The 24,540-nt window shown below is 31.8% G+C and carries 30 protein-coding genes; 4 read left to right on the top strand and 26 right to left on the bottom strand.

Going from position 1 to position 24,540, the window contains the following annotated elements:
* Positions 1-9: 9 nt before the first annotated feature.
* The 6 genes from UH7x_RS03820 to UH7x_RS03795 form a co-directional block, all read right to left on the bottom strand.
* Positions 10-537, bottom strand: coding sequence for a GNAT family N-acetyltransferase (locus UH7x_RS03820; protein ID WP_482362398.1), 528 nt, complete (start codon positions 535-537; stop codon positions 10-12).
* 221 nt (positions 538-758) lie between these two features.
* Positions 759-2,075 carry an acetolactate decarboxylase gene (locus UH7x_RS03815; protein WP_482362397.1) on the bottom strand — a complete coding sequence of 439 codons (1,317 nt, stop codon included), beginning with the start codon at positions 2,073-2,075 and terminating at the stop codon, positions 759-761.
* A 10-nt stretch (positions 2,076-2,085) separates the two neighbouring features.
* The gene (locus UH7x_RS03810; RefSeq protein ID WP_482362396.1) at positions 2,086-3,063 is read right to left on the bottom strand and encodes a permease; all 978 of its coding nucleotides are present in this window, start codon (positions 3,061-3,063) and stop codon (positions 2,086-2,088) included.
* A complete protein-coding gene (locus UH7x_RS03805) occupies positions 3,056-3,463 on the bottom strand; it encodes an OsmC family protein (protein WP_482362395.1) in 408 nt (135 codons plus the stop codon). The genes UH7x_RS03810 and UH7x_RS03805 overlap by 8 nt, the downstream gene beginning before the upstream one ends.
* Positions 3,464-3,473: 10 nt before the next feature.
* Positions 3,474-3,710, bottom strand: a complete 237-nt coding sequence (locus tag UH7x_RS03800; protein ID WP_482362394.1) for a thioredoxin family protein — start codon at positions 3,708-3,710, stop codon at positions 3,474-3,476.
* 51 nt (positions 3,711-3,761) lie between these two features.
* Positions 3,762-4,067: an ArsR/SmtB family transcription factor gene (locus UH7x_RS03795; protein ID WP_482362393.1), complete on the bottom strand. Its 306-nt coding sequence runs from the start codon at positions 4,065-4,067 to the stop codon at positions 3,762-3,764.
* Positions 4,068-4,392: 325 nt separating this feature from the next.
* Between UH7x_RS03795 and UH7x_RS03790 the strand changes: the two genes are divergently transcribed.
* Positions 4,393-4,869 carry a Dps family protein gene (locus UH7x_RS03790; RefSeq protein WP_482362392.1) on the top strand — a complete coding sequence of 159 codons (477 nt, stop codon included), beginning with the start codon at positions 4,393-4,395 and terminating at the stop codon, positions 4,867-4,869.
* Positions 4,870-4,894: 25 nt separating this feature from the next.
* On the opposite strand, the gene UH7x_RS03785 is transcribed toward UH7x_RS03790, so the two are convergent.
* The 9 genes from UH7x_RS03785 to UH7x_RS03745 form a co-directional block, all read right to left on the bottom strand.
* The gene (locus tag UH7x_RS03785; RefSeq protein WP_482362391.1) at positions 4,895-5,734 is read right to left on the bottom strand and encodes an SDR family oxidoreductase; all 840 of its coding nucleotides are present in this window, start codon (positions 5,732-5,734) and stop codon (positions 4,895-4,897) included.
* Between the two features lie 138 nt (positions 5,735-5,872).
* Positions 5,873-6,820, bottom strand: coding sequence for an L-histidine N(alpha)-methyltransferase (locus UH7x_RS03780; protein ID WP_482362390.1), 948 nt, complete (start codon positions 6,818-6,820; stop codon positions 5,873-5,875).
* Positions 6,821-7,969 carry an ergothioneine biosynthesis protein EgtB gene (gene egtB / locus UH7x_RS03775; protein WP_482362389.1) on the bottom strand — a complete coding sequence of 383 codons (1,149 nt, stop codon included), beginning with the start codon at positions 7,967-7,969 and terminating at the stop codon, positions 6,821-6,823.
* A 1-nt stretch (position 7,970) separates the two neighbouring features.
* The gene (locus UH7x_RS03770) at positions 7,971-8,600 is read right to left on the bottom strand and encodes a ferric reductase (protein WP_482362388.1); all 630 of its coding nucleotides are present in this window, start codon (positions 8,598-8,600) and stop codon (positions 7,971-7,973) included.
* Positions 8,601-8,981 (bottom strand): nuclear transport factor 2 family protein, encoded by a 381-nt coding sequence (locus UH7x_RS03765; protein WP_482362387.1) that lies wholly within the window; start codon positions 8,979-8,981, stop codon positions 8,601-8,603. It lies immediately after the preceding gene.
* 4 nt (positions 8,982-8,985) lie between these two features.
* Positions 8,986-9,183, bottom strand: a complete 198-nt coding sequence (locus UH7x_RS03760) for a hypothetical protein (RefSeq protein ID WP_482362386.1) — start codon at positions 9,181-9,183, stop codon at positions 8,986-8,988.
* Positions 9,184-9,190: 7 nt separating this feature from the next.
* The gene (locus UH7x_RS03755; protein WP_482362385.1) at positions 9,191-9,817 is read right to left on the bottom strand and encodes an O-methyltransferase; all 627 of its coding nucleotides are present in this window, start codon (positions 9,815-9,817) and stop codon (positions 9,191-9,193) included.
* Between the two features lie 205 nt (positions 9,818-10,022).
* Complete coding sequence (locus UH7x_RS03750) at positions 10,023-10,472, bottom strand: MoaF-related domain-containing protein (protein WP_482362384.1); 450 nt, start codon at positions 10,470-10,472, stop codon at positions 10,023-10,025.
* Between the two features lie 96 nt (positions 10,473-10,568).
* The gene (locus UH7x_RS03745) at positions 10,569-11,432 is read right to left on the bottom strand and encodes an AraC family transcriptional regulator (RefSeq protein ID WP_482362383.1); all 864 of its coding nucleotides are present in this window, start codon (positions 11,430-11,432) and stop codon (positions 10,569-10,571) included.
* A 225-nt stretch (positions 11,433-11,657) separates the two neighbouring features.
* On the opposite strand from UH7x_RS03745, the gene UH7x_RS03740 reads away from it, so the two are divergent.
* A complete protein-coding gene (locus UH7x_RS03740) occupies positions 11,658-12,797 on the top strand; it encodes an MFS transporter (protein ID WP_482362382.1) in 1,140 nt (379 codons plus the stop codon).
* Between the two features lie 45 nt (positions 12,798-12,842).
* Positions 12,843-13,610 carry a helix-turn-helix domain-containing protein gene (locus UH7x_RS03735; RefSeq protein ID WP_482362381.1) on the top strand — a complete coding sequence of 256 codons (768 nt, stop codon included), beginning with the start codon at positions 12,843-12,845 and terminating at the stop codon, positions 13,608-13,610.
* A 9-nt stretch (positions 13,611-13,619) separates the two neighbouring features.
* Here the strand turns inward: UH7x_RS03735 and UH7x_RS03730 are convergent, their stop codons facing one another.
* The 8 genes from UH7x_RS03730 to UH7x_RS03695 form a co-directional block, all read right to left on the bottom strand.
* On the bottom strand, positions 13,620-13,919 hold the full coding sequence (locus UH7x_RS03730) for a DUF1905 domain-containing protein (RefSeq protein ID WP_482362380.1): 300 nt from the start codon (positions 13,917-13,919) through the stop codon (positions 13,620-13,622).
* Between the two features lie 187 nt (positions 13,920-14,106).
* Entirely contained in the window at positions 14,107-14,880 is a 774-nt protein-coding gene (locus UH7x_RS03725; RefSeq protein WP_482362379.1) for a TIGR03915 family putative DNA repair protein, read from the bottom strand.
* A 203-nt stretch (positions 14,881-15,083) separates the two neighbouring features.
* Complete coding sequence (locus tag UH7x_RS03720; RefSeq protein WP_482362378.1) at positions 15,084-16,343, bottom strand: putative DNA modification/repair radical SAM protein; 1,260 nt, start codon at positions 16,341-16,343, stop codon at positions 15,084-15,086.
* Between the two features lie 167 nt (positions 16,344-16,510).
* Complete coding sequence (locus tag UH7x_RS03715) at positions 16,511-17,992, bottom strand: cryptochrome/photolyase family protein (RefSeq protein ID WP_482362377.1); 1,482 nt, start codon at positions 17,990-17,992, stop codon at positions 16,511-16,513.
* Between the two features lie 51 nt (positions 17,993-18,043).
* Positions 18,044-18,514, bottom strand: a complete 471-nt coding sequence (locus UH7x_RS03710; protein WP_482362376.1) for a DUF4174 domain-containing protein — start codon at positions 18,512-18,514, stop codon at positions 18,044-18,046.
* A gap of 46 nt (positions 18,515-18,560) precedes the next feature.
* Positions 18,561-19,721 carry a DUF3095 family protein gene (locus tag UH7x_RS03705; protein WP_482362375.1) on the bottom strand — a complete coding sequence of 387 codons (1,161 nt, stop codon included), beginning with the start codon at positions 19,719-19,721 and terminating at the stop codon, positions 18,561-18,563.
* A 164-nt stretch (positions 19,722-19,885) separates the two neighbouring features.
* Positions 19,886-20,095: a hypervirulence associated TUDOR domain-containing protein gene (locus tag UH7x_RS03700; protein WP_482362374.1), complete on the bottom strand. Its 210-nt coding sequence runs from the start codon at positions 20,093-20,095 to the stop codon at positions 19,886-19,888.
* Positions 20,096-20,097: 2 nt separating this feature from the next.
* Positions 20,098-20,508 carry an arsenate reductase family protein gene (locus UH7x_RS03695; protein WP_482362373.1) on the bottom strand — a complete coding sequence of 137 codons (411 nt, stop codon included), beginning with the start codon at positions 20,506-20,508 and terminating at the stop codon, positions 20,098-20,100.
* 165 nt (positions 20,509-20,673) lie between these two features.
* Here UH7x_RS03695 and UH7x_RS03690 point away from each other — a divergent pair, with 165 nt between their 5' ends.
* Entirely contained in the window at positions 20,674-21,267 is a 594-nt protein-coding gene (locus UH7x_RS03690; RefSeq protein WP_482362372.1) for a hypothetical protein, read from the top strand.
* 3 nt (positions 21,268-21,270) lie between these two features.
* Here the strand turns inward: UH7x_RS03690 and UH7x_RS03685 are convergent, their stop codons facing one another.
* The 3 genes from UH7x_RS03685 to UH7x_RS03675 form a co-directional block, all read right to left on the bottom strand.
* Positions 21,271-22,797 carry a GH3 family acyl-acid amido synthetase gene (locus UH7x_RS03685; RefSeq protein WP_482362371.1) on the bottom strand — a complete coding sequence of 509 codons (1,527 nt, stop codon included), beginning with the start codon at positions 22,795-22,797 and terminating at the stop codon, positions 21,271-21,273.
* Positions 22,798-22,866: 69 nt separating this feature from the next.
* Positions 22,867-23,430 (bottom strand): type 1 glutamine amidotransferase domain-containing protein, encoded by a 564-nt coding sequence (locus UH7x_RS03680; protein ID WP_482362370.1) that lies wholly within the window; start codon positions 23,428-23,430, stop codon positions 22,867-22,869.
* A gap of 273 nt (positions 23,431-23,703) precedes the next feature.
* Complete coding sequence (locus tag UH7x_RS03675) at positions 23,704-24,417, bottom strand: SGNH/GDSL hydrolase family protein (protein WP_482362369.1); 714 nt, start codon at positions 24,415-24,417, stop codon at positions 23,704-23,706.
* Positions 24,418-24,540 lie beyond the last annotated feature (123 nt).

Here is a 24,540-nt window from a genome sequence, read left to right as displayed (position 1 = left end):
AAAGCTATATTATTCATCTCTAAATATTATAGGATGACACTTTTTTACAAACAGTTCAATGTCATTTTTAGAAATAAGATTTGGATAGGACAATACTAATAATTGTAATGGCGGTAACCCTATTTCCATTGGCGGTGTTTCGTAATAATGTTGATTTAGTTTAAATCCAACTCTTTCGTAAAATTTTATTCTTCGTTTATTTATGTTTGAATTAGGTAATTCTACTTCCAATAAAATAGGCTTCTCCGAATTATCCATCACTTTATGGAGAATTAATTTTCCGAAACCTTTATTCCGTTGCTCTTTTACAGTTGCAAAATGATCGATGTATTTATAATTTTCAAAATCCCACCAAAGGATAAATCCAATAAATTCTTCCCCTTCAATTAAAATATCAAAATGATAATTTTCTTTTTCTAAAACATCTGCCTGACCTTGCAAAGATCTTTTTTCTTCAATAGGAAAAGCTTCTTGGTAAAGTTCCCATGCTTTTTGAAAGTTATTATCTGAGGTATTCTGAAGTCTTAATTGTTTCATTTAAAATTTTGCAAGCGAATTGTTTTATTTAGATATACGCAATAGTAGACGAATTTAATCATCTAAAAGTATACCAACAATTGGCCAAAGGTTTAATTGAAGAATTTGAAGCTGGGTATTCTTTAATTCATATCGTACTTGTAGAAACTATTATTCTATAAATAAATCAAATTACAACTGTGTTTCACAAGTGTTTACCAGCATCGTCGCAGACTTGTAATTTACTTAATACATTTTACTTTGTTTTTATTTAAAATGTCGGTTTTAGTATAATCGTTTACTAAAACTGGATTCCATTTAAAGTTAGTAATCTCAGTCGTTTTAAAATTATCATTAGGATTTGTAGAAAGTAACATTTCGGTAAAATCATCTTCCATACTTCTTAATTTATCTAAATCACAAGCCGGTAATTTTCTTTTCACAGCAAGTGAACCTAGTTTGTCAATTTCTGCGGGTTTCACTCCCTTTTTCATTGAAACTTTTACCACCTTTTTTGTGTCTATGCGCTGTACGTTAAACAATCCATCTATATCATCGGAAACATAAAAGGTATTATATTGATACCTGCCGCCGGTTGTGTAGATAGCGGCATCGGTTAAACAGGGCGAAGATTTACTTACGATTCGAGTATTTGTACGATCATAAATTCCATCTGAATATAGTTCGCCTAAAGCTTGTTGCAAGGCTAGATGGCCTACGACCAGTCCATCGCAAAGATGTCCGTGAAATTTAACCAGATCATTAAGGTCTATGTCCTGAATATTACCTAAACGACCTTTTGAAAAATCGGTATCATTTACTCGCATACCTGTTTTAATCTTCGATTGCCTTTTGGGGAGATAGAGTTTTAAAGTAGTATTGCCAGATGAGATTTTATCTAAATGCCCCATAAATGTTTGGTCATCTTTTAAAAAGTGGACATGTATAAAACTTTTGGATCCTGTAAATATTCCTTGATGTTGTTTTGAATAGAAACCTATTATTTGACCTTTAACCTTTTCTAAATTGAATTTTTGAGATTTTACGTTTGCTCGATATCCTTCAATAGCAGCACTTCTAGGCGTTACAATATGAACAGTTAATTGTTCCATTTTACCTACAATTCTAAAAGCAAATGGTTCGTCTAAATTGTAACCTTTGCTCTTTGCTATTTCTGCTACCTTATTCTGTATCTCATCAATACTATTTAGTGCACCGTTTAAACTAAATTCTTCCCATTCTTTTACATTGCTATAAACGAAAAAAGGAGAACGAATATCCCAACTTTGGCTAACTACAGCTTTGTCTTCAATAAATGCTGTGGCGTAAAAAGGTTTGCCATCAACAACGGTTATTTCACCTTTCATTTTATCATATGGTCCCATGGCAAACAAATTAGATTTGTTAGGTAAAGTGTCCAACCAAACCTTCAGGTTATATTCGGTACCCATATCTTTCATAGCTCCTTTAGTATAAACTTTTGGAGTGGTCTGCGCTCTTAAAGATTGTGATAAAGAGATAGTAATTGTTAGTAAGAACAGTAGCTTTAATTTATTCATAAATCAATAATTATAAAATGAGATTAAATAGATACCCAGAAATGATAATACAGAGGGTAACAACAGTGAAAAATATCGCTATTAGTTTTATGGTCATTACTTTCTTTAAAAGCATTGCTTCTGGTAATGATAGGCCAACAACGCCCATCATAAATGCGATTGCTGTTCCTAGTGGTATGCCTTTCGATACTAATACTTGTACTACTGGTAAAATACCAGATGCATTAGAATACATGGGTACCGCAAGAATTGTGGCTATAGGTACCGCAAAAAGGTTGTCTTTGTCCATATATTTTTCAAAAAAGCCTTCTGGAATATATCCATGCATTAGTCCACCAATTGCGATCCCTACAATTACATAGGGAATAATGCCTTTCAATATTTTTATTACCTCATTCCAAATTATAGGTAACCGTTGTTTTAATGTTTGCTTTTCTGCAATAAAGGCATCTTGATCTTTTTGTGCATTTGCTAAAACCTCTTTTACCCATGGGGTTAAAAAAGATTCAAGTTTTAATTTCTGAAGAATAATACCCGATATGGTGCCTAAGAGTACACCACTTACTACGTAAATTAAAGTTGTTTTTATACCAAATAAACCAACAAATAGCCCAATAGCAACTTCGTTAACCAAAGGAGAAGTAATTAAAAAAGCAAATGTAACTCCTAACGGAATTCCACCTCTTACAAAGCCAATAAATAGGGGTACTGATGAACAAGAGCAAAAAGGTGTAACTACCCCAAAAATGCTAGCCATTAAGTATTCTAACCCGTATAATTTATTTTTTGAAAGATAATTTTTAACCTTATCTATAGGGAAGTAGCTATTAACAATTCCCATAAAGAAGATTACAACAAAAAGAAGGATTAAAATTTTTGTGGTATCGTAAATAAAGAAATTTAGAGCTTCTGCTAAATGTTGACCTTTATTTAGATTTAAGACATTATAAACTAGCCAATCTGCAATATTTTGAACCCAATCAAACATTCTCTATTTTATTAATCGTGCCCGATATAGTGCAAGATAATTTTACAGTGTTGTAAATGGTTCCGAACTTTTCAATGTTCTTTCGTAACAATGCAGTGTTTAATTTCTGGTCATCACTGTAAATTGTTAAGCTATAAATTATATGATCCATTCTTGGCGGATGCTCTAGCCTAGTAGCATTTACCTCTAGTGTAGTTTTTGTGTACGTGAATTTCATCATAGATGAAAAACGTTCAACATTTTTTAACATACAGGCTGCAAAAGAACTTAAAAATAGTTCAGCAGGGTTTGGCAATGTATCTGCAGTTTTTAAAGTAGTTCCAAAACCTATATTCGATTCCTTTACATGAATTACTGCATCGTCATTAAAAATGGAAGTGGCTTTTATCTGATAATTCATTGTATTTTTTTTAGTTCAATAGTGCTAAAACTTCATCTTTAGATGGTACCCTACCTTTTATAGTGATTACATCATCTATCACTAAAGCTGGCGTGGTCATTACATTATATTTCATAATTTCCATAATATCTTCAATTTTTTCAATACTTGCATCAATGTTATTTTCTGCGATAACATCCCTTACTACACCTGTCATTGTCTTACATTTTGGACAACCAGTTCCTAATATTTTAATTACTTTACTCATAACTATAAAATTTGTTTATCGCCAATAGGCGATAGGTTAATTAAAAAAATATCATTCAAAAAATTGTTGAAATAATACTTTAGCGATATTCCAATTTTTCTTATTAATACAATACTTAATCTTAGGGGGTTCTAATTCTCCTTGAATAAGACCAGCATTCTTCAATTCTTTTAGGTGTTGCGATATAGTAGATTGCGCTAAAGGAAATACCTCTACTAAATCTCCTGTAAAACAACATGATTGACTTTCGAGATGTTTTAAAATTGCAATTCTCGTGGGATGTCCTAAAGCTTTAGCAATCTTTGCTAGTACTTCTGTGTCTTCTTTGTAAATGATATGTTCTAAACTTCTTTTCATAATTCTTATCGTAAAATTACGATGAGTTTTTAAGGTGAAATGTGACTTTTGTCACATAAGCCTATTTTTTTTGCAAATAAATAATTGAACAAAAGATGTCAGTTCTTCTTTTGCTAATATTTGGCTATAGCATTGTGTTAGGTCTTAAAAATCACCACTATGTTTTATATATAAGTGATAGGTGATTATTTAGTTAGGTTTATTTTTTGCAATCATTAAATTATGAATAATAGTATAGTTTAAATCTATAGTGTGTGTAACCTAAGTTACGTTGTAATAGTGCCTTAAGGGCTACTTTTACTTCATAATAAAAAACAATACAATTATGGAAACTTTAAATAAAACAGTAGGATTGAACCAAGAGTATAAAATTGATGTTGCTAATAAACTTAATACGCTTTTAGCAGATTTTCAGGTTTATTATATGAATTTAAGAGGTTTGCATTGGAATGTTAAAGGCAGAAATTTTTTCTTTTTACATGAAAAGTTTGAGGAACTTTATACAGAAACAAATGAAGTAGTTGACGAAATTGCAGAGCGTATTTTGTCTTTAGGGTTAAACCCATTGCATACGTATGAAGATTATATGGAAAACAAATCTATTAGAGTTACTAAAAATGTATCTGATGGCGATACGGCAATTAATTCCATTAAGAACAATCTAAGTGTATTATTAATTCAAGAACGGGAAATTTTAGAATTAGCTTCTGATCATAGTGATGAAGGAACTTCTTCTTTAATGAGTGATCTAATTTCTGGACAAGAAAAATTGGTTTGGATGCTAAATTCCTATTTAAGCTAAATTGATTTAATAAATATGTTGTTTTTTAAAATGCTTTTACAAGTGCTAAAGCAGATTTGTGGGGCCTTCCTGCAGCTTTTTCATAATCGGAAGGAACATTATTTGCACCACTTTTTATTCCCTCATAAATACCTGCAATCACAGTTCCGATGAAATCGCCTAAAGCTGCTTTTCTTTCATTTAAATAGGCTTCAAAAGATACCGGATTGTAAACTAAGTTAGTATTGAAAACTTCATTTATATATTCAGCAAGTTGATGTTGCGTAATCGGTTCACCCACCAAATTGTATGTATTGCCATTGTGTTTGTCTTCTACAAGCATTTTAGCATAAGCAAAACCTAATTCTTCTCGGCTTGTATAAGTGCACTTTCCTTCACCTGCACAATTTCTAATTTCGCCTTCTTTTAAATAAGTTTCTAGGTATTCTAAATCCGGTTCAATATAAATTCCGTTTCTTCCTATGACCCATTCCAAACCGGAATTTTTAACATCTTCTTCTGTTTGGCGATTACTTTGTACGACAGGGCTAAAAGCATTTTTTTCCTCGTCACCCACTATGCTGGTATACACTATTTTTTTTACGCCATTATTTTTTGCTGCATTAATTACGTTTCTGTGTTGTTGAATTCTTTTTTGGGGCTCGTCCATGCCAGAGACTAAAAGCACAGCATCTATACCTTGTAAGGCGCTATTAAATTCCTCAATACTATTATAATCTCCTTTTCTAATTTCTACATCCAAATGCTCAGCCCTTTCTGGAGTTCGAGCGATGCCGATGACATTCTCTTTACCTATTTCTTTAATGAGATGTCTAACAATACATGCACCTAATTTTCCGCTTGCCGATGTAACTGCTATTTTCATAATATATTTTTTATAATCTTTTCACTATTGTTATACAAAGATGGAAATTATCTCCAGCGTGATTAAGATATATCTTGGGTTAAAAATGGTAAATATGAGATGCTGAAAAATAGCTGTTATGAAGGTATTGTTAGCAATTTAATGTCTAGTAAGTATATAGTCGGCAAAATATTCTTTGCTATCCATTATTTTCTTTTCGAGCGTAAAATCTGTTTTGTCAATGATTTTTTCAATTAACACATCGTTATATTTTCGAGAAATTTCTGTTCGTATTTTTTCACCTGCTTTAAAGTTGTACGATTTGCCAATAGCTTTTATTGCTACTGTTTGATTTATAGTGCTGACGATAAAACTTTTTGCAATCCCATCTTTTTCATTGTATTCCGGTTGATGTTCAAAATTAGCTACATTAAAATCGGCGCCTAATTCTTTGTTAATTCTATCTATTAAATTTAGATTGAAAGCTGCAGTTACTCCACTACCATCATTGTAAGCTGGTAGTACTATTTCTTTGGCTTTAATTAAATCTACTCCTAATAATAGTTTGTCTCCTTCGTTTAGATTTGATCCTAAATTATAAATGAATTGTCCTGCTACTTCATCGGTCATATTACCAATATTTGAGCCTAAAAACAATATTACTTTGGGTTTGTTAGTCTTTTTTAAAGAATCTAAGACCCTAAAATAATCTCCTTGTTGAGGTCTTACAGATACATTGGGTAATTCGGTGTTCAAGTCTTTTTGAAGTAACTCGAGTGCATTTGAAGAAATATCAATTGGAAAATAATCAAACTCAAAATTTTGAACGTCTAGTTGCTTTAATAGTTCCTTAGTTTTTAAACCATCACCAGCACCAAGCTCAATAAGTTCGAAATATGAATTTGACTTTACGTCTAAGGCGTCAATTAAATGTTGCGTTTTGTTTTGAAAAATATCTAGTTCACTTCGTGTAAGATAATACTCAGGTAAATTCATTATTTCAACAAAAAGTGCATCTCCTTTTTTATCGTAAAAATATTTTGAGGGAAGTGTTTTCGGACTTGCATCAAGACCTTCTTGCACGTCGATTTTAAATGTGTCTATCATCTATTTAGCTAATCTTATTCCGGTATATTGCCATCTTTCGACCGGGTTAAAAAAGTTTCTATATGTCGGTCGGCTATGGTTTTTAGAAGTAGCTACAGAGGCTCCTCTTAATACCATTTTGCTACTCATAAATTTACCATTGTATTCCCCAAGAGCCCCATTTTCTTTTTTAAAGTTGGGGTAGGGTAGATACGCACTATTTGTCCATTCCCATCGCTTGCCCCAATCTAATTTTTGAGCTGCTATTTCCCATTCAAATTCGGTTGGTAATCGCATATCTTTCCATTCGGCATAGGCATTGGCTTCAAAATAATTGATGTGACTTAGTATAGCATTTTTGTCTACTTTTTGTAATCCAGAAAGTGTATAGTAGTGCCATTCGCCTTTTATATTGTGCCAATACATGGGCGAATTAATATTGTTTGTATTTACCCAAGACCAACCTTCGTCTAACCATAAGTTGAAATCTGTGTAAGCGCCGGATTCTATAAAATCTATAAATTCACCATTAGTTACCAAGTGATTATTAATTTCAAAATCAGATACATAAACTTGGTGTACTTCCAATTCATTATCATAACAAAAATCTTTTCCTTGATGCCCAATTTTGTAGGTGCCACCTTCAATTTTTACACTTTCGTCACTCGAATTATTATCTTTTACTAAATTAAAAGCTGAATCGAATTCAGGAAAAATTGGATTATGTCCGAGCATATATTTTACATCTGTAATTAATAACTCTTGGTGTTGTTGTTCGTGATTTAAACCTAAGGTTACTAAATCGATTATTTTCTTATCAGAATCACCTTTTAATAATTCTTGCATGTTAGCATCTACATGTTCACGGTATTCGAAAATTTTGTCGATACTAGGTCGTGACATATTACCTCGGTTGGCTTGTAGAATTCTATCGCCAGCATTGTTGTAATAACTATTAAACAAGAAATTAAAATTGGAGTTATACGCTGTATACCCTTTTAAATAGTTTTTTAAAATGAAGGTTTCAAAAAACCAGGTAGTATGGGCTAAATGCCATTTCGCAGGACTCGCAAATTGCACCACTTGAATTGAATAATCCTCAATTTCTAAATGGCTACAAAAATCAATAGTTACTTGTCGTACTTGTGTATATTCTTCGCTTATGTTCATCTTATAGTTTTGCAGCTTTTCTACTTTTACGCATTTCAAATATCTTGCCCTTAATTATAGGCATTCTAATAATAAAACCTAAGCCCACGATTACAGCATAAATTATCCAAGTTTTATCTAATATGGCTACATGAATTAAGCTCAATAAAATAGCGGCGTAGGCTAAACTTTGTAACTTCTTCCATTTCGCTTTTAAAAATTTCATTGATTTTCGGTTTGATGTAAAAAGCAATGGAACTATTATTAATATAGCGATAAATCCTGCAACATAATTTACCTGAGTAAAAGTTTCTAAAAAGCCTTCTGCAGCTATGAAAATTATAAAGTGAAGAATGCTCCAAATAGCAGTCGCAATACCCATAGCTTGCCTTACAAAAAGATTAGTAATACCGAAAATAATAAATATAGGTGTTAGTGTTAATACAGCGGTCATCCACCGAATTGCGAATTCACCAGAAACGTGATATAACATTTGTAAAGTAGTTTTACCTTCGCTACCAGAACCTTCAATTAATGAAATTGATATACCATTTGAGAAATCAAAATGAAGCATATTAAAAATAACAAGTAAGGGTAATGTGGCTAAAATGGCCACTATCAACCAGCCGTAATTTCTTTTTAGAAGTTGCATCTATTTATACATGGTATTAGAATTTAATGCAGTTTGTGGTATTTGCTGAATACTGTCCCAGTGCTCAACTATTTTACCGTCTTTAGTAAACCTAAAGAAATCCATAGTGATATATTCATCATTGTCTGGCCAAACTTGATGCGTGTGCAAGGCCACTAAATCTTTTTCGGCTACTGCTCGTACAAATGCTATTGATTTTTTAGGATACTCCTTTTGCATCTGCTCAAAATAATTAATAAATGCTTGAGGACCATCGGCCACTAAAGGATTGTGTTGTATGTATTCTTTGCCAACATATAATTCAACTGCTTTAGTAGGGTTTCCTTCATAAGCCATTTTGTAAAAGGCAATGGCATTACTTTTATTTTGAGCGATATCCATAATTTTATTGTTTTGATTTTAGTTTTTCCAATTCAATTTCTAAAGCCGTTGCTTTAGCTTTAAATTTTTGCATAGCTTTTTTAAGTTGTCCTACTTTTTTTAATACTTCTTCGTCTTGTAGGGCTTCATAAATAGTGTTGCCTTCTTTTTCTTTTATTTTTGATTTGCCACCACATGTTGGGCAACTTGCTACATCACTCATTGTTTAATTATTTTATGTGTATTAATACAGCTTTCCCTCCGAATGTAGGATGTATTTGATATTTTATATTTTGATAAATAGTTTTTAAAAATAACTGGGTGTCTGCCATTTCAGCATTGTCTACGTAAATTATTGTTTTGCTATGGAAGTTAGGTTCTAGCATTCTAAAAAGTGGTAAGTACAAATCTTTCCAACCATCTAGAAATAAAAAATCTATAGGTTCTGTGTGCGTTTTTAAGGTATCCATAGCATTACCAATTCTAACCTCAATTGCATGCTCTACCCCAGCTTTTTTAAAATTTTCAATCGCTTTCTTGGCTTTCGATTCAATTAACTCTGTTGTGATAATACGACCACCAGTATGCTGTGCACCTTGCGCTAAGAATAAAGTAGATATGCCAAAAGAGGTGCCAAACTCCACTATATTTTTTAGGTTATTTTGCTGTATTATTCGAACTAAATGCTGCCCTTGTTCTTTTGTAATTGAAAGATAGGCGTCTTTAAAATCAATTGGTTGCATTTCCCTATTTCTGCTATTGGTCAAACCTTTTAGTATTCTTTTTTCGTCGAACTGCGCATCAATGAAAAGCTCCGACAAAGTATGTTCTATAAGGTTGTTTTCTAATGCTAACATGCTTTTTGTTTAAATAATTAGATAATAGTGCGAATATTCTTTTTTAATTAAAAGACCTAGATTATCAATACAAAGTTGAAAAAATATGCTTTTGAATTCTTTATCAATACGATGATAAAAATGGTAAATGTGAAACCTTTTAGGAGTATAAGTATCTTCTAAGCCTATTAAAGTTTAGAAGATATTTCTATTGAAGAATTATTAATTATTCGGGTCTTTTCAAATGATCAATAATTCCACTGCTGAATACAGTTTTTAAAGTTCTTTCTGGTTTGTTTTCGTAACCGATTATAATAGAGCTATGTACAATCATTTTCTTAAAATCAAAAACAATAGTTAGGTAGTCTTTTATTCCTGTTTCGTGCCAATTAATTAAATACTGGTCGTCTCCTATTTTGCGGGAACGATATGAAATATCTCTATTTCCATTGCCCTTAGCAGGTCCTGCTACCCATTCATATTGGGCCTTCCCGTTGTTAAATTCCATGTGGATAGCAGTACCATTTTGGTATTGAAAATTTAATGAATACCCATCCAAGAAATGTTCAGGTTCTCTGAATTCAAATTTATTTATTGCTGTTGTTTTGTCTTGAGCAGTACTAAGTCCTGTACTAAGTATCGTGATTAATAATAAGAAGGTCAATTTTGTTTTCATCATATTCAATTTTAAAGTTTGGAACAAAATTGAAATAATATGTCGAAATCAAACAGGTGAATATTCGAATAAAAATGGTGAATGTGAGAATGTAGTTTACAATTCTGACTTGAACTGCTTTGGCGTTATTCCAGTATGTTTTTTGAAAAATTTGGTAAAGTTTGTCACTTCATCAAACCCAATAGCATATCCAATTTCTTTTAAACTACTATTAGTGCTCGCTATGGCTCTTTTTGTTTCGAGGATAACAAAATCATCAATAAAAATTTTTGCCGTATTTAAAGTAAACTCTTTTACAACTAAGTTTAGTTGTTTGGTAGATGTAAAAAGCATATTCGCATAATCTTTTACATTTCTGGTAGCCGTGTATTTTTCTTCTACCAAATCTTTAAAAGCTAGGAATATTGGGTAATATTTTGAATTGCTGCTTTGTATTATATCAGTATTTGATTTGCGTTCTAATCGTAATAAATATAAACTTAAGAGCGAAGCAATTATATTTTTTTGCGCATAAGTATTTTCAGATTGGGTTTCTAAAATCAGTTGATTTAGAAAAAAGTCGTTGCCTATTTTATCATTAAAAATGGGAGAGGAGAGGTGGTAATTATATAAATGACTAATAATTTTTACTGAAGATTTAGAGAAATGATTAACTAGAAATTTTTCGGTAAACAGTATAAGGAACCCTTCGTAATTTTCGTTTTTATGGAAAGCATGAATTTGCCCTTTTGAAATTTTAAGCACAGTACCTTCTTTTATAGAATAATCTTTTAAATCTATTTGATGACTACCAGTTCCTTTAGTTACAATCAGCAAAGCAAAAAATGATATCCTATGGGGTAGCATTGGATTATGATCTATTATGCTAGGTATTCGAGCAAATAATTGGGTTAAATTTAAAAGTTCAAAATCTTTGGTATAACCAGAACTATCAAAAGATATGTTGGGAATGTTTTTCAAATATTTCTCCTATTTGTATGAAAGCTAAAACCTAATAAAATAATCAATTGCTATTTCAAATCTTTTCGCTTTATAAAGATACATAAAACAATAGTCAAGATTGAATACTCCTCATTGTCAGCAATAGTAAATACTATAATGCTATTGTATCTACGTGTCCATTTTTGCACACTTTATTAGAAATCTGGTAAACTCAAGACGCAAGATTTAATTGAATTTTGCGGTATGAATAAGATATCAAATTTTGGAATTTTCACATTGCTGTTTGTAAGTAGTTTAACTATAATGGTAGGTACAGTGATTGCACCTTCCCTTTCGGGAATTGTAACTCATAAAAACTTATTTTTTTCGCCGAGTTGGTTGCTAACTTTACCTTCTTTAGGCGTGGTTATTTTTGCTCCCTTAGTCGGACGATTACTGCCTAAGTTTGGATCAATTAACCTATTGTACATGGGTCTTGTGCCTTATGCTATTTTAGGTGTAATAGGAGCATTTATTACCAACGATTATATATTAATTCTGGATCGAATTCTTCTTGGAGGGGCAACTGTGGCTATTCAAGTTTCAGTAACAGCTTATATTGCTGATTTATTTACTGGAGACTCCCGAATAAAAATGATAGCCTGGCAGGGGATGGCTATAGAATTAGGTGGCGTAGTTTTCTTAGCTATTGGGGGTGTTTTGGGTGAAATAAATTGGCAATACCCTTTCTATATTTATTTGGTTGCTTTGGTGTGTTTCTTTTTAGTAATGAAAACATTGCCTAAATCGAAATCTAAGCAGGCAGAGAATGCCATCACTTCTGAAACTGTTAATCACGGTCAATATAGCATTAAATTAATTTTTAGCGCTTCGTTATTGGCAATGATGTTGTTTTTTATAGGCTTCGTTACTTTGCCGTTGTACCTGCCTTTATCTTTTGATTTTAGTGAATCTCAAACGGGCTACCTTATGGCTTTTATTTCGGTAATTGCAATTGTGACTGCAAGTCAAATGCCAAGGATGGTTAAAATTTTTGGTGAAGGTAATACTGTGGTTTTGGGCTTTCTATTTTTTATGATGGGCTATTTGGTGTTAGCTACGACCCTGAGCTTACCCTTTTTAGTGTTAACTGTACTATTTATTGGGATAGGTTTTGGTTTTACCATACCCTTATTAAATCATATGATGCTTGAAGCAAGTACAACTAAAAACCAAGGCAAGAATTTGGGTTTGTTTTCAATGGGAGTTTTTGGAGGGCAGTTTTTATCTACATTTATTGAATACATTTCTAGTAATTATATGGCCATTTATGCGGTCTCTTCGGTTTTGGCATTAGTAATCGGTTGTGCTATTTATTACCTGTTTCAAAAAATTACGAAATAAGAACTTTGATAAAATCATTTACTTTTGTGGTATACTATAAAGTACATGCCGAACGAACATTGGAAAAATAAAATTCAATTGATTAAAGAATTTGAAAGTAATAAAGTATTGCTTTCAAATAATTCAATGGGTATTTACTTTGAATTTGAGAAGGAAGGCAGTATAATTATCCATTTTAAGCCTTTAAACGAGGTGTTTAAAAGTGAAGTATTCAATTGTAATAATGGTCTTTTATTAAATTTTGAACGCGATTTAATAGATGAAGACGACATTGAGTATGTATTAGATGTGATGTCCCTTTTCAATAAATACCCACTTTTTGTTTTAAATGAAAAAACTGAGGTAGAGCAACTTAAAAAATTAATTCAATTACTTGAGATTGAATTTAATAATAAAGCAGTTTCGTATATAATGCTGAAAACGGTATTAAAAGTTCTATTGCTCCATTTAATTCGGTATCAAAATGACGGTTTTTTGGAACAGGATTTAAATCAAAAAAGGGTGTTTGAGTTTTTAGAACTTATGGAAACAAATTTTTTGAATGAAACCAACACTTTGTATTATGCAAAAGAAATAGGGGTTAGTAGTAAACGATTAAATCAAATTCTAAAAGAGAAACTGAACTTAACTGCAAAACAAATTATTCAACAGCGTCAAATTACAGAAGCAAAACGAAGGCTTGTACGAAGCGAAATTTCTACAAAGGAATTAGCTTTTGAATTGGGATTTGATTCTATGAGTAGCTTTTCAAGATTTTTTAAAAAATATGTGGGTGTGCCTCCCTCCGAATTTAAAAAAGAGCGTCTGGAGTAGAACTAAAACTTAAATCCAAACTACAATTTCAACATTATTGTTAATTTCCAAACGTGTTTTTTTTCTGATTTCCGATTTAATTGGAAGTACATAGGTGTCTGATTTAGAATCGAACCAAATTGCTGTATCCCAGTGTACCTCGTCAATTTCCGCATATGCTTTCATTCTACCCCAACCTTCTTCCTGCCAACCGAGATTTTCTCTTATTTCTTTTGATATAATTTTCGGTAATGAAACAAAATACCAACCGCCAGGTGAATCGTGCTGCCACATTTTAGTTGTAAATCGATATTTAATCTTGCCATTCATTTTTTGATGCTATGGGTTCTAATCTCTTAAGAGATTGGTTTACCTAATTCTGACAATTGTATTGTAATCGTCGACTTAAACGAGGGGGAGAAATTTTAAATGTACTTTAGAAATTAAGTGCTGTATTTTATAATAATCATTAAATTAAAAAATAAAAGTATTGTTTTTATCCATTATTACACTTTTATTAAATCTCTTTCTTCTCTGAAAGATACTTCCAATATCTTTTAGGAACGTGCTGTACGTGTAGTTTTAAGTTAATACGTGATTTAATCGAAGTACTTCTAAAATAATTATTCCATAAATCTTGATATTCATATTCTATATCAGAAAACACTGTGTTTTTCGTAGTGCTATTGGAAGGTATGTTTTTTAAATCTAGGGAAATTATTTCTAGTTTTTCTATATCATAATACAAACCATAATTACGTTTAACATCGTAGATAATCCATTGTTGGTCTGCATATCTATTTTTAAAATGTTTAGATATCAATGGCAATAAATCAAAGTCGGGTTCAATAATCGCAAAGTACACATTGTCTTTGGTCAATTGAAAACGAACAAAAGCTTCCATACGATGTTTTTCGCGCCCTACTTTTTTAACTAATTGTTTTATTTTTATTACACAATCATCACTATAATCGGTTGATTTGTGCTGTTTTGTTTGCATTAGTTTTTGAACGAAAATGTACACTAAAGAGTCAATATTTTTTTGTTCACTTAGATAGGCGTAGTATATATTTTTAAGCGCGTTCTTATTTCTTTTCTTTATTCCATTTCGTACACGGTCTGCTTTTTCATGACATGAATAAATGTTTTCTATTTCATTAAATAAACCACTTTGGAGCAGTCCTTTTCGTTGAATATCGACTTGATTTAGTTTTTGTTCGAATGCATAAAAAATGGCCGTCAGTAAACCATTAAAACTGCCGTCATAAACTAGTGTTTTTTCAGTATTCATAGGCGAACCCTACTTTTTATGCAATAATAGATATTTCAAAAGTCGAAGACGTTTTTTTAATTTATGCTTGAGTACTACTACCTTATAGCCCAAGGATAAAAATTGATTCTTACTTCGTAATAGAATTATATGAATAATAGAATTTGGGACGTTTGTAGAGCTGGTAAGGTGTTCCATAGTATAGGTTTTGATGGTTAGTTAATTTAGTTGAACAATGACAATTGATTATTAAAATGGTTTTTGAACTTACTATTTTGAGATTGTAAAATCATGCTTTTAATCGTTGCAGCATCTAAGTCCCGTCGTTCCCAGTCTCGAGAATTACAAATGATAAAATACTTCGCACGATTTAATGATATTCCCATTTTTTTTAAATGGTTCCAATTTAAATTTCGATACTTCCTGCCACTTATAATTTTATGTACAGAACCCATGCCTATCCCTGGTATTCTGGCTAGCATTCTCTTATCAGCTTTATTAATATCTACTGGAAAATAATTTAGATTACGTAGCGCCCACATCAATTTAGGATCAATATCCATCTCTAGATTTGGGTTTTTTGCATCTAAAATCTCGTTTACACTAAAACCATAAAAGCGAAGTAACCAATCGGTTTGATAAAGTCTATTTTCTCTTAGCATGGGTACTTCAGACCCTAATGATGGTAAGCGACTATCTGTGGAAATAGGAACATAGCCGGAGTAATAAACGCGTTTCATTTTATAATTTTTGTAAAAATGGGTGGCGGAATACATGATGTCTTTGTCAGATTCTCCAGTGGCTCCCACAATCATTTGAGTACTTTGTCCTGCTGGTGCATATTTAGCGGTACTACGTATTATTTTTCGCTCTTCTTGGTACCTAATAATTTCGTTTTTCACCTTTAACATCGGCTTAATAAAATCTGCATGTTTTTTGTCTGGTGCTAAAAGTTTAAGACCAGAGATGGTAGGTATTTCTATATTAACTGATAAACGATCTGCATATAGGCCAGCTTCATACATGAGTTCGTCGCTTGCTCCTGGAATCGATTTTAAATGTATATAACCATTGAAATTCTCTTCTTCGCGTAGTTTTTTTGCTACAGCAATTAAGCGTTCCATGGTGTAATCGGGACTTTTAAATATTCCTGAACTCAAGAATAATCCTTCAATATAATTTCTTCTATAAAAATTGATTGTTAAGTCTACTACTTCCTGAATTTTGAAGGCGGCTCTTTTAATATCATTACTCTTTCGAGTTACACAATATGCGCAATCGAAAATACAATGGTTCGTAAGTAGTATTTTTAATAGTGATACACACCTACCATCCTCAGTATAGGTATGGCAAATACCACTGCCAGTATCGCCCAAACCTTTGTCTTTGTTTTTACGATTACTACCACTACTAGAGCACGATACATCATACTTTGCAGCATCTGCTAAAATGTTCAATTTTTCCTTAATTCGATTAAAATCCATAGCAATATGTATTTAATCCAAAATTATGGAAATATTCCTAAATTTGGAAATATTCCAAAATAATAAATGGAAATATTCCAAATTGAAACATATTCGGTATAGTTTTTATAGTGATGTTTAAGAGGAAATCGTTTAAGATAAGTAGAGATGCAGGGTAGGTAGTGTACCTATTTGGTTAGAATGGAGTTAATAAATGAGGTAGCATTATTTACATGTGTAGTTCTTTTTTCTGTAGACATTCTATTTAAAGAATGAACTAACATTGATGTTCGAGGATTAGATTTAAAAAAATCTTGATGGTTGATTACAAAGTTCCAAAACATACCATCCCACAAACTTTCCCAGTTTCCTTTAGGATAATTACTCATTTTTTTAATATAATTCGACCCTCCGATATAGGGTTTTGTGGCAAATGTTCCTCCATCTGCAAACATGCACATACCGTACACATTCGGTACCATAACCCAATCATAAGCATCTATAAACAGTTCCATAAACCATCGGTACACCTCTTTGGGGTCAAATTCACATAGAAGCATAAAATTACCCAATATCATTAATCGTTCTATATGGTGACAATATCCCGTTTTTAGCACCTTTTTAATGGTATTATCAATGGGATCTATACCAGTGGTGCCCGTGTAAAAAGAAGCAGGAATTTTACGGTGAAAATTCCAAAAATTACGTGTTCTTGAGAACTTTCCTTTACAGAGATACATACCTCTTATAAATTCGCGCCAACCTATAATTTGACGTATAAAACCTTCAGTTGAATTTATGGGTATATTTTCTTGTTCTGCAAATGAAAGGCTTCGTTTTATAGTTTCCTCAGGAAGAATGAGTCCGGTATTTAGAAGCGGAGATAAAATACTATGATTTAAAATAACTGCTTCTTTCACAATAGCATCTTCGTAAATTCCAAAATCATAAAATCTATATGTTAAAAATTGCTCAAACCATTGAGTAGCCTCTAAGTGGGTAATGGGATAAAAACGATTTCTTGAAACACTGCCAGGGTTCTCAAAGAAATTATCATTGGTATATTTTATAGCCTCATCCCAAATAGGGGAGGGATTAGGAAAATGAACTGCAGGGGGAATTTTAGTTTTTGGATATTTTTTTCGATTTTCTACATCATATGTCCACTTACCTCCCAATGGTTTTCCATCAGAATTCATTAAAATATCACATTTTTTACGCTGCTGTTTGTAGAAAGTTGTTTGAAAAAATGATTTTTTATCAGGTCTAAAAAAACTATTTAAACTTTCTTTAGTATTTAGGAATTGTGGGTCGGTGTAAGTCTTAAGTTCACAGAGCTTAGCTAAAGCCAGTACCCGCTGTTCAAGCCAGTCATCAGTTAATTCAGTTAAGTGGATGGAAGTAATATTTTTATCTATTATTTCCTTATGGAAGTTTCTTATATCTGATAATACATTTGTAGATTCTATATAATGAACAGTGCAACTCAAATCCTCTAAATGCTCTTGATAGGCTTTCATTGAAGCTCTATGAAAGGCTATTTTCTGTTTGTGAAATTTAAATTGTTTAAAGAATAAAAATTCCTCAATAATGTAAATGTCGAGACCGTTTTCTAAAAGTGGACTATTAAGAAATAATTGATGCGGAAAAACTATATTAATAGCGTACATGAACCTTTAATTTACATTTTATGATGTTTATTCAATTTTTAAAATATTAATTTAATCGTCGGACCTTTTTCTTTTAATCTCAGCACTTCTCATTGGCATAGAATCAACAATTTGATAAAGTTCTTCTTTCGTTAATAAACTTGTTTGGCGAAGTTTTACACCTCCATCTAATCCTATTAATATTATTTCAAAATTTTTATTTTTGGTTAGCGTTGCTTGGGCAAATTCTTTTGTTATGCTTCCTGATTTATTGGGAGTGATATTTTTAAAATCGACCATCTCATACGTTTCTCTAGTTATTTGATACATAACAAATTTTCTTTGTATTTGCTCCTGTTCCGAATTTTTAAATTCATTTAATTGTGCTAGATAAATTTTTGAATGTTCATCAGTAGTTTTAATAATTAAAATTCTTTGCTTCCATTTATGTTTTTGTAAATCTTGGGCACTTAAATTCCAGAATGATAAACACATAATTAGTATGAGATTTAATGTGATTGTACGTAGTTTTTTTGCCTTCATTTTTATTTCATTTTTTGATCCTAGTTTTTAACTTATTATAATAATATCAAACTATTCTTTTCAGTTTAGATTTAAACATTTTGGCAGCAGCGGTATAACCTCCCTCCGTGCCATCTACAAAGTGTGCATGGTTCTTTTTTCTGTCAAGAACATAACAAGACATTATTGAGGCATGTGTAATATGAAGACCATATATTATTTTTTTATCTTTTTCTAGTGCATTTAAATAATTTATAAAAGCGTCTATTTTATTTTGTTCGGCGGTAAATATGGTGTTAATCATACCATCGAGCATGAACGTATGCGATAATTGACCAATCTGATTTAAATATTGTTTTCCGTTAGATGTTAATGTTAAGTAGAGTTTGCCAATGCGTACAACAAACCAATTCTTAATTAAATAAATCCAACTTTTATCTGCAAGCGTAATTTTCATTTCTTGCCAAATTTTAGAAATGCCGTTGTCTAAACTTAGATTATTATTTTTAATAGGTCTTCTACTTTGAAAAGTTCCGAATATGCTATCCATCTGGGTTAATACGTCTTTGTATATCGCCCTCTGGTCTTCTTCATTAATAGCATCTAATAATAAACAAATTACTTTTTTTTGAGTTTTTAAGGGGTTAATTACTTTCCATCTACACTCCATGCCTTCTAAATTTAAAAGGTCTTTTTTAAAATCACTTATATTGTTTTCTATGAAGTTCTTTTTGATAATTTCTTCAGCAATTTTTAAGCCATTTCCGAGTATAATCGGAATCGCTAGTTGTTTGGTGAGTTGATGCTTTGCAAGATTTAAACTATGGTTATTATCAAGTAATCTTTTAACAGGTATATGACCAACTCTAAGAATTAAATTGGTTTTAATTTTTATATGAATACTATAGTTTTCTAAGACAACAATAATTTTTTCTAATAGGTATGTTGGTAGTATAAACGTAGCGCCATCACCACCGAAAAAATACGGAATTTCAACTTTTTGATTTTCTTTTCTAATTGTATTTAAGACAGAAATAATTGCACCTGTAGCGGTTAAATTAATCTGATGATGTTTGCCATTATCAACAGCTTGTGTAGAATTTTGAACATCTACTACAACTACATGCCAGGTGTTTGGAACAGCGGTGAAAGATGTTGGTGTGCCCAATAGATCTACTAGTGACTTATTAGAATTCTTAAGATTGGTATAGTATTTTATGTCGTCCATTACTTTAGTTACCCATTGATAAAGTAACAGGATAAATTAATATCTATAATTATTACCAATAGTTTGTTTATGAAAAGCTGGGCAGTGGATAAGCGCAATTTTAATGGATTAACACGCGGCCTCGCGTTTAAAGTTTAATGCTGCTAAAAATACTACTATTAAATCTAAGCTTTTTTTACTTCGCTTTCAATCTTTAGTACCATATCACCATCGGCTTGTTCTATATATAATGCTTTATTACCTGTTTCACCATTTCTAGTTACCTCAGTACCCTTAATGGTTTTAGTAATTTTATCAGTATAAGTCTCAATAACTTTCCCTTTTGCGGTGCCTTCGCCCCAGTCCCAAATTACTTCTGATCCTTTCCGTATCATGTTTATTTATTTTGATTTTCTAATTCGGCACTGTCTGGATCAATAAATTTCACAATTTCAGATGGAGTATTGATTGTATAATAATTATTACCATTCAATAAAATTGGTTTTGAAACTAATTGCGGATTTTTATCTAGGATTTTTAACCATTCCGATTCATCTAAATTAGCTTTGCTATCCCCATACATTTTTTTGAAATCAGGTTTTTCAATATCAATTAATTCTGAAACTTTAATTTTTAAACCATCCGCAATTTCGGCCCATTGCGTGCCCGTTAGATTTTCTTTTGACGTATCAATCGTAAGTATTGATTTATCAGCAGATAGTACATAAGCCTTTGTTTGTTTCCCTATGGAATTATCTGAGTTGTAAAATAATTTAATCTGATTTTCTGATGTTGCTATTACGCCCATAATTTTGTTTTTATCTAATTTAAGAGCAAATGCAACTTAATATTAGTGCTATCGATACAGATGCTAACGCAAATGCTATTTGGGCTTGCATCTGCTGTAATCGTTTGCTATATTAATTTTAGCTACAACTACCAAGTACAGAATTATTAGTGTTAAAGTATAGAAATGCAATATTTATTAATATTTATTTTAATGTCCATGTCGATTACCGCACAACATAAAATTCCGGATAGTATTAAAGAAGAAACTAAAATCGCTTTGTCCTATTATCCGGAATTAGAAAATACAGTGATACATTTTAAATTTAAAAAGAAGATTAAAAAGTCTACGATGCAGGCACAACCGCTTTTTAAAACGCTCTTTTCAAAAAAAAGATATTATATTATTCTAATAAGTGAAAGATTTACGATTGGTGATACAACCTATCTAACAAAGGATATTCCTGAAGATATATTAATTGGTTGGCTCGGTCATGAGCTTGGCCATGTTATGGATTATCAAAATAAAAGTGCTTTTGGATTAATATGGTTTGGAATTAAGTATGTCTTTTCTAAAAACCATATAAAAATAGCTGAACGAGCAGCTGATACATATGCGGTTAATAGTGGAATGGAAGATTATATTTTAAAAACAAAAAAGTTCATATTAAAACAAGCAGGTATCCCAGAGAAATATAGAAGCAGAATAAAAGCATTATATTTATCCCCTGAAGAAATTATGCAGTTGGTAGAAGCACGTGATATACATAAAGTACTATAAACATTATACTTGTTCGCTAACAAAATTTTCCCAAGTTTCAAATTTATCCTGTCCCATAACACGCTCCATTTTTACCTGTCCTCCTTTTTTCTTGTTTTCGCCACTCCATTCATGAAAAACAGATTGATTAACAACATTTACCTTAACACCTTGTAACGCTTTTGAACGCGCAACTTTATAATTTTTATTTGCAGCTTTTAAAAAACCATCCAAAGAACGTGCAATATTTTTAGGATCTTCATTGGTTTCTGATCCTAAATACCAGGTATGATAAAAACCATCTTCATATTTTTTTGCACATAAAGTATATTCGGGAATTTGAATATCATATTTAGCTTCTACTTCAGAAACCGCTTTATCAAGTTTATTTACAGAAAGCTGAGAACCAACTGTGTTTAAAAAGAACTTTGTACGCCCTGTAATTTTTATTTCTGCTTTTTCTACATCTATGAATTCAATGGTATCACCAATTAAATAACGCCATGTACCAGACACCGTACTCATAATAAGTACATAGTCTTGGTCAACAGTTACCTCTTCTAGAGTTAGCGCTTTGGCATCTTGTTTTATAGATCCGTCTTCATTAATTATTTCTGCAGTAAACGGAACAAATTCAAAATAAATACCGTTGTCCGTGACAAGCTTCATGGCATCTGTCTCGGGTCTACTCTGAAAGGCGATAAACCCTTCTGAAGCAAGATAAGTGTCTATTACGGTTATGGGTTTTCCCAATAATGCATTAAAACTTTTTTCATAAGGACCGAAGGCAACACCACCCGAAGTATAAACTTGCAAGTTTGGCCAAATGTCGTGTATGTTATTTAGTTGATGTGCCGAAATTACTTCTTCGAGCATCAATTCAATCCAAGAAGGAATTCCGCTTAGTGCCCCAATATCCCAATTTGGTGCTTCTTCTACGATTTTTTTTACGCGCTCATCCCAGTCATCAATTTCAGCTATTTCTTGTCCGGGTTTATAGTAACCTCTAAACCACGATGGAATGTTGCTAGCGCTAATACCACTAATTTCACCTTCTACATGATTCTTTTTTTCCGTTAAATCGGTAGAGCTTCCTAACATTAAAATCCCTTTTTCAAAAAATTCAGTTGGAAGATCAAAATTTTTCAGTGCTAAAACTTGTTGTATTCCAGCATTTTTAATAGACGAAATCATGTCTTGCGTCACTGGTATGCGCTTACTCGTTTTTCCTGTTGTTCCTGAACTTAAAGCATAGTGGTCTGCACTACCAGGCCATGTGATATCTGCTTGGTTGTTTTTATATTGTTGTTGCCACCAAACGTCGTGTATGCTATTGTAATCGAAGTAAGGAATTTGTTCCGCAAATGATTTTTGTAGATTATCAGCGGCTAATATTTTATTAAATTTATAGGCTTCGCCAAACTTTGTAGAAGCTGCTTTTTCCAATAACTCCTTCAATACCTGTTTTTGTTCTTCAACAGGGTTGCTATCTGAAGTTATTTTTTCAGCAGTATTAATAAGTCCTTTTATTAAAGATCCTAGAATTGGCATAAGCTTTGTTTTTTAATTGATAAAGTTAAAAGAGCGGAAATTAATTCCGCTCCTTAATATATTTAGTAATTAGGCATTAACCACTTGGTCTTCATGCTTTCCCTCTTTAATTTCCTCAATTATCTTATCGATAAAAGCCGGTAAATCATCTGGATTTCTGCTGGTTACCAAACCTTGGTCAACAACTACTTCTTGGTTTACCCAATTTGCGCCAGCGTTTATAACATCGTCTTTAATACTGTGATACGATGTTACTTTTCTATTTTCAATGACATTTGCACTAATTAGTAACCATGGTGCGTGACAAATTGCTGCTACTGGTTTTCCACTTTTAAAGAATTCACGAATAAATTTTAATGCATTTTCATGGGTGCGTAATAAATCTGGATTAGCAACTCCGCCGGGTAAGATTAATGCATTGTAGTTATTTTCAGTAATGTCGTTTACCAAATAATCTACATCAATGTTTTCACCCCAGTTATCACCGTCCCAACTTTTTATGGGCCCTTTTTTTACAGAAATGACATCAACTCGCGCACCTTCATTTTTTAGTGCTTTCAGGGGTTCAAAAAGTTCTGATTTCTCGAATCCGTCTGTAGCTAAAATAGCTACTCTTTTGTTTTCTAACTTCATATGTGATGTTTTTAATTAATTGAGAATTGCTTTAACTCTCTGATGTAAAATTAGTTATGAAGACTATGAAAGACGTGCTGTTTTGATTCAAATGTTAATGCATTTGAAATACGGAATAACGAATAATTTTTTTAAAAGAGTGGATTAATAATTTAGAAACAACTTCCTTACAAATCTATCTTTTTGAGGGTGATTTTTCTGTTTTAGATGATTAAAAAGCCTTAATAAATAGTAGCATTATTATGTTTAATCAGTGATAATTGAAACGTAAGACTATTCAAAATAAGTCATAATTTCATCTGAGATTAATTGGTGCCCTTTTACGTTCGGATGATTTACTTGCGACATAAAAGTAGAAATGATATCGCCAGCAATAACTTTTTCTTTAAATAAATTATAGCTATCAATAAAGCCAACACTGTACTTATTGGCTAATATTTCAATCTGATTTCTGTGCTGTTCTAATCTATTATTTGCTTCAAGAATATTAATTCTTTGATCTGGTGAGGGTGTCAATAGAAATAGTTTAATTTCATTTTTTAATGATTTCTTTATCATTGTATTCCAAGCCGCTTTTGCTGCTTCCAAGCCTATACCAACATCATTTAGTGCATAGTCAATAAAAAGAATATCTGGTTGATGAGTAAGAACTTCGCTCTCAAATCTCGCTGCTCCACTTACAGAATGTTCACCACCAATAGCTGTGTTAATTATATTGACCACAGCATATGGATATCGCTCTTTTATTTTTTTTAGCAATTGATACGGATAAGAACCAAAGGTGTTTACCACTGGAGTTTTAAAATAACCTGAGGGAACGGAATGACCATGAAATACGATATTAATAGTTTTATTGTTAGGCCACTCTTTTTCAAGTTCTGTTTTTATTTCCTTTAAGTAACTCGATTTATCTGCAGTTCCTTTTGATGTTGTAGTACATGATAATAACAGAATTAAAAGGAAAATATATTTTGTGTTTTGTATCATTAACGGTTTTTTATCCTTGTACTACCTTACTAATTTAATCGCTATTAATAAATAAACCTACTGCCGCAGCGAACGAATTAATTAGAGCCATAGCACTAAAGGCCGTTCTAAAATAAAAGGCTA

The organism is Aurantibacter sp. UH7 (genome assembly GCF_056839165.1).
Note: the sequence above shows the minus strand (reverse complement) of the source record. Positions and strands in the feature narration are given on the sequence as shown.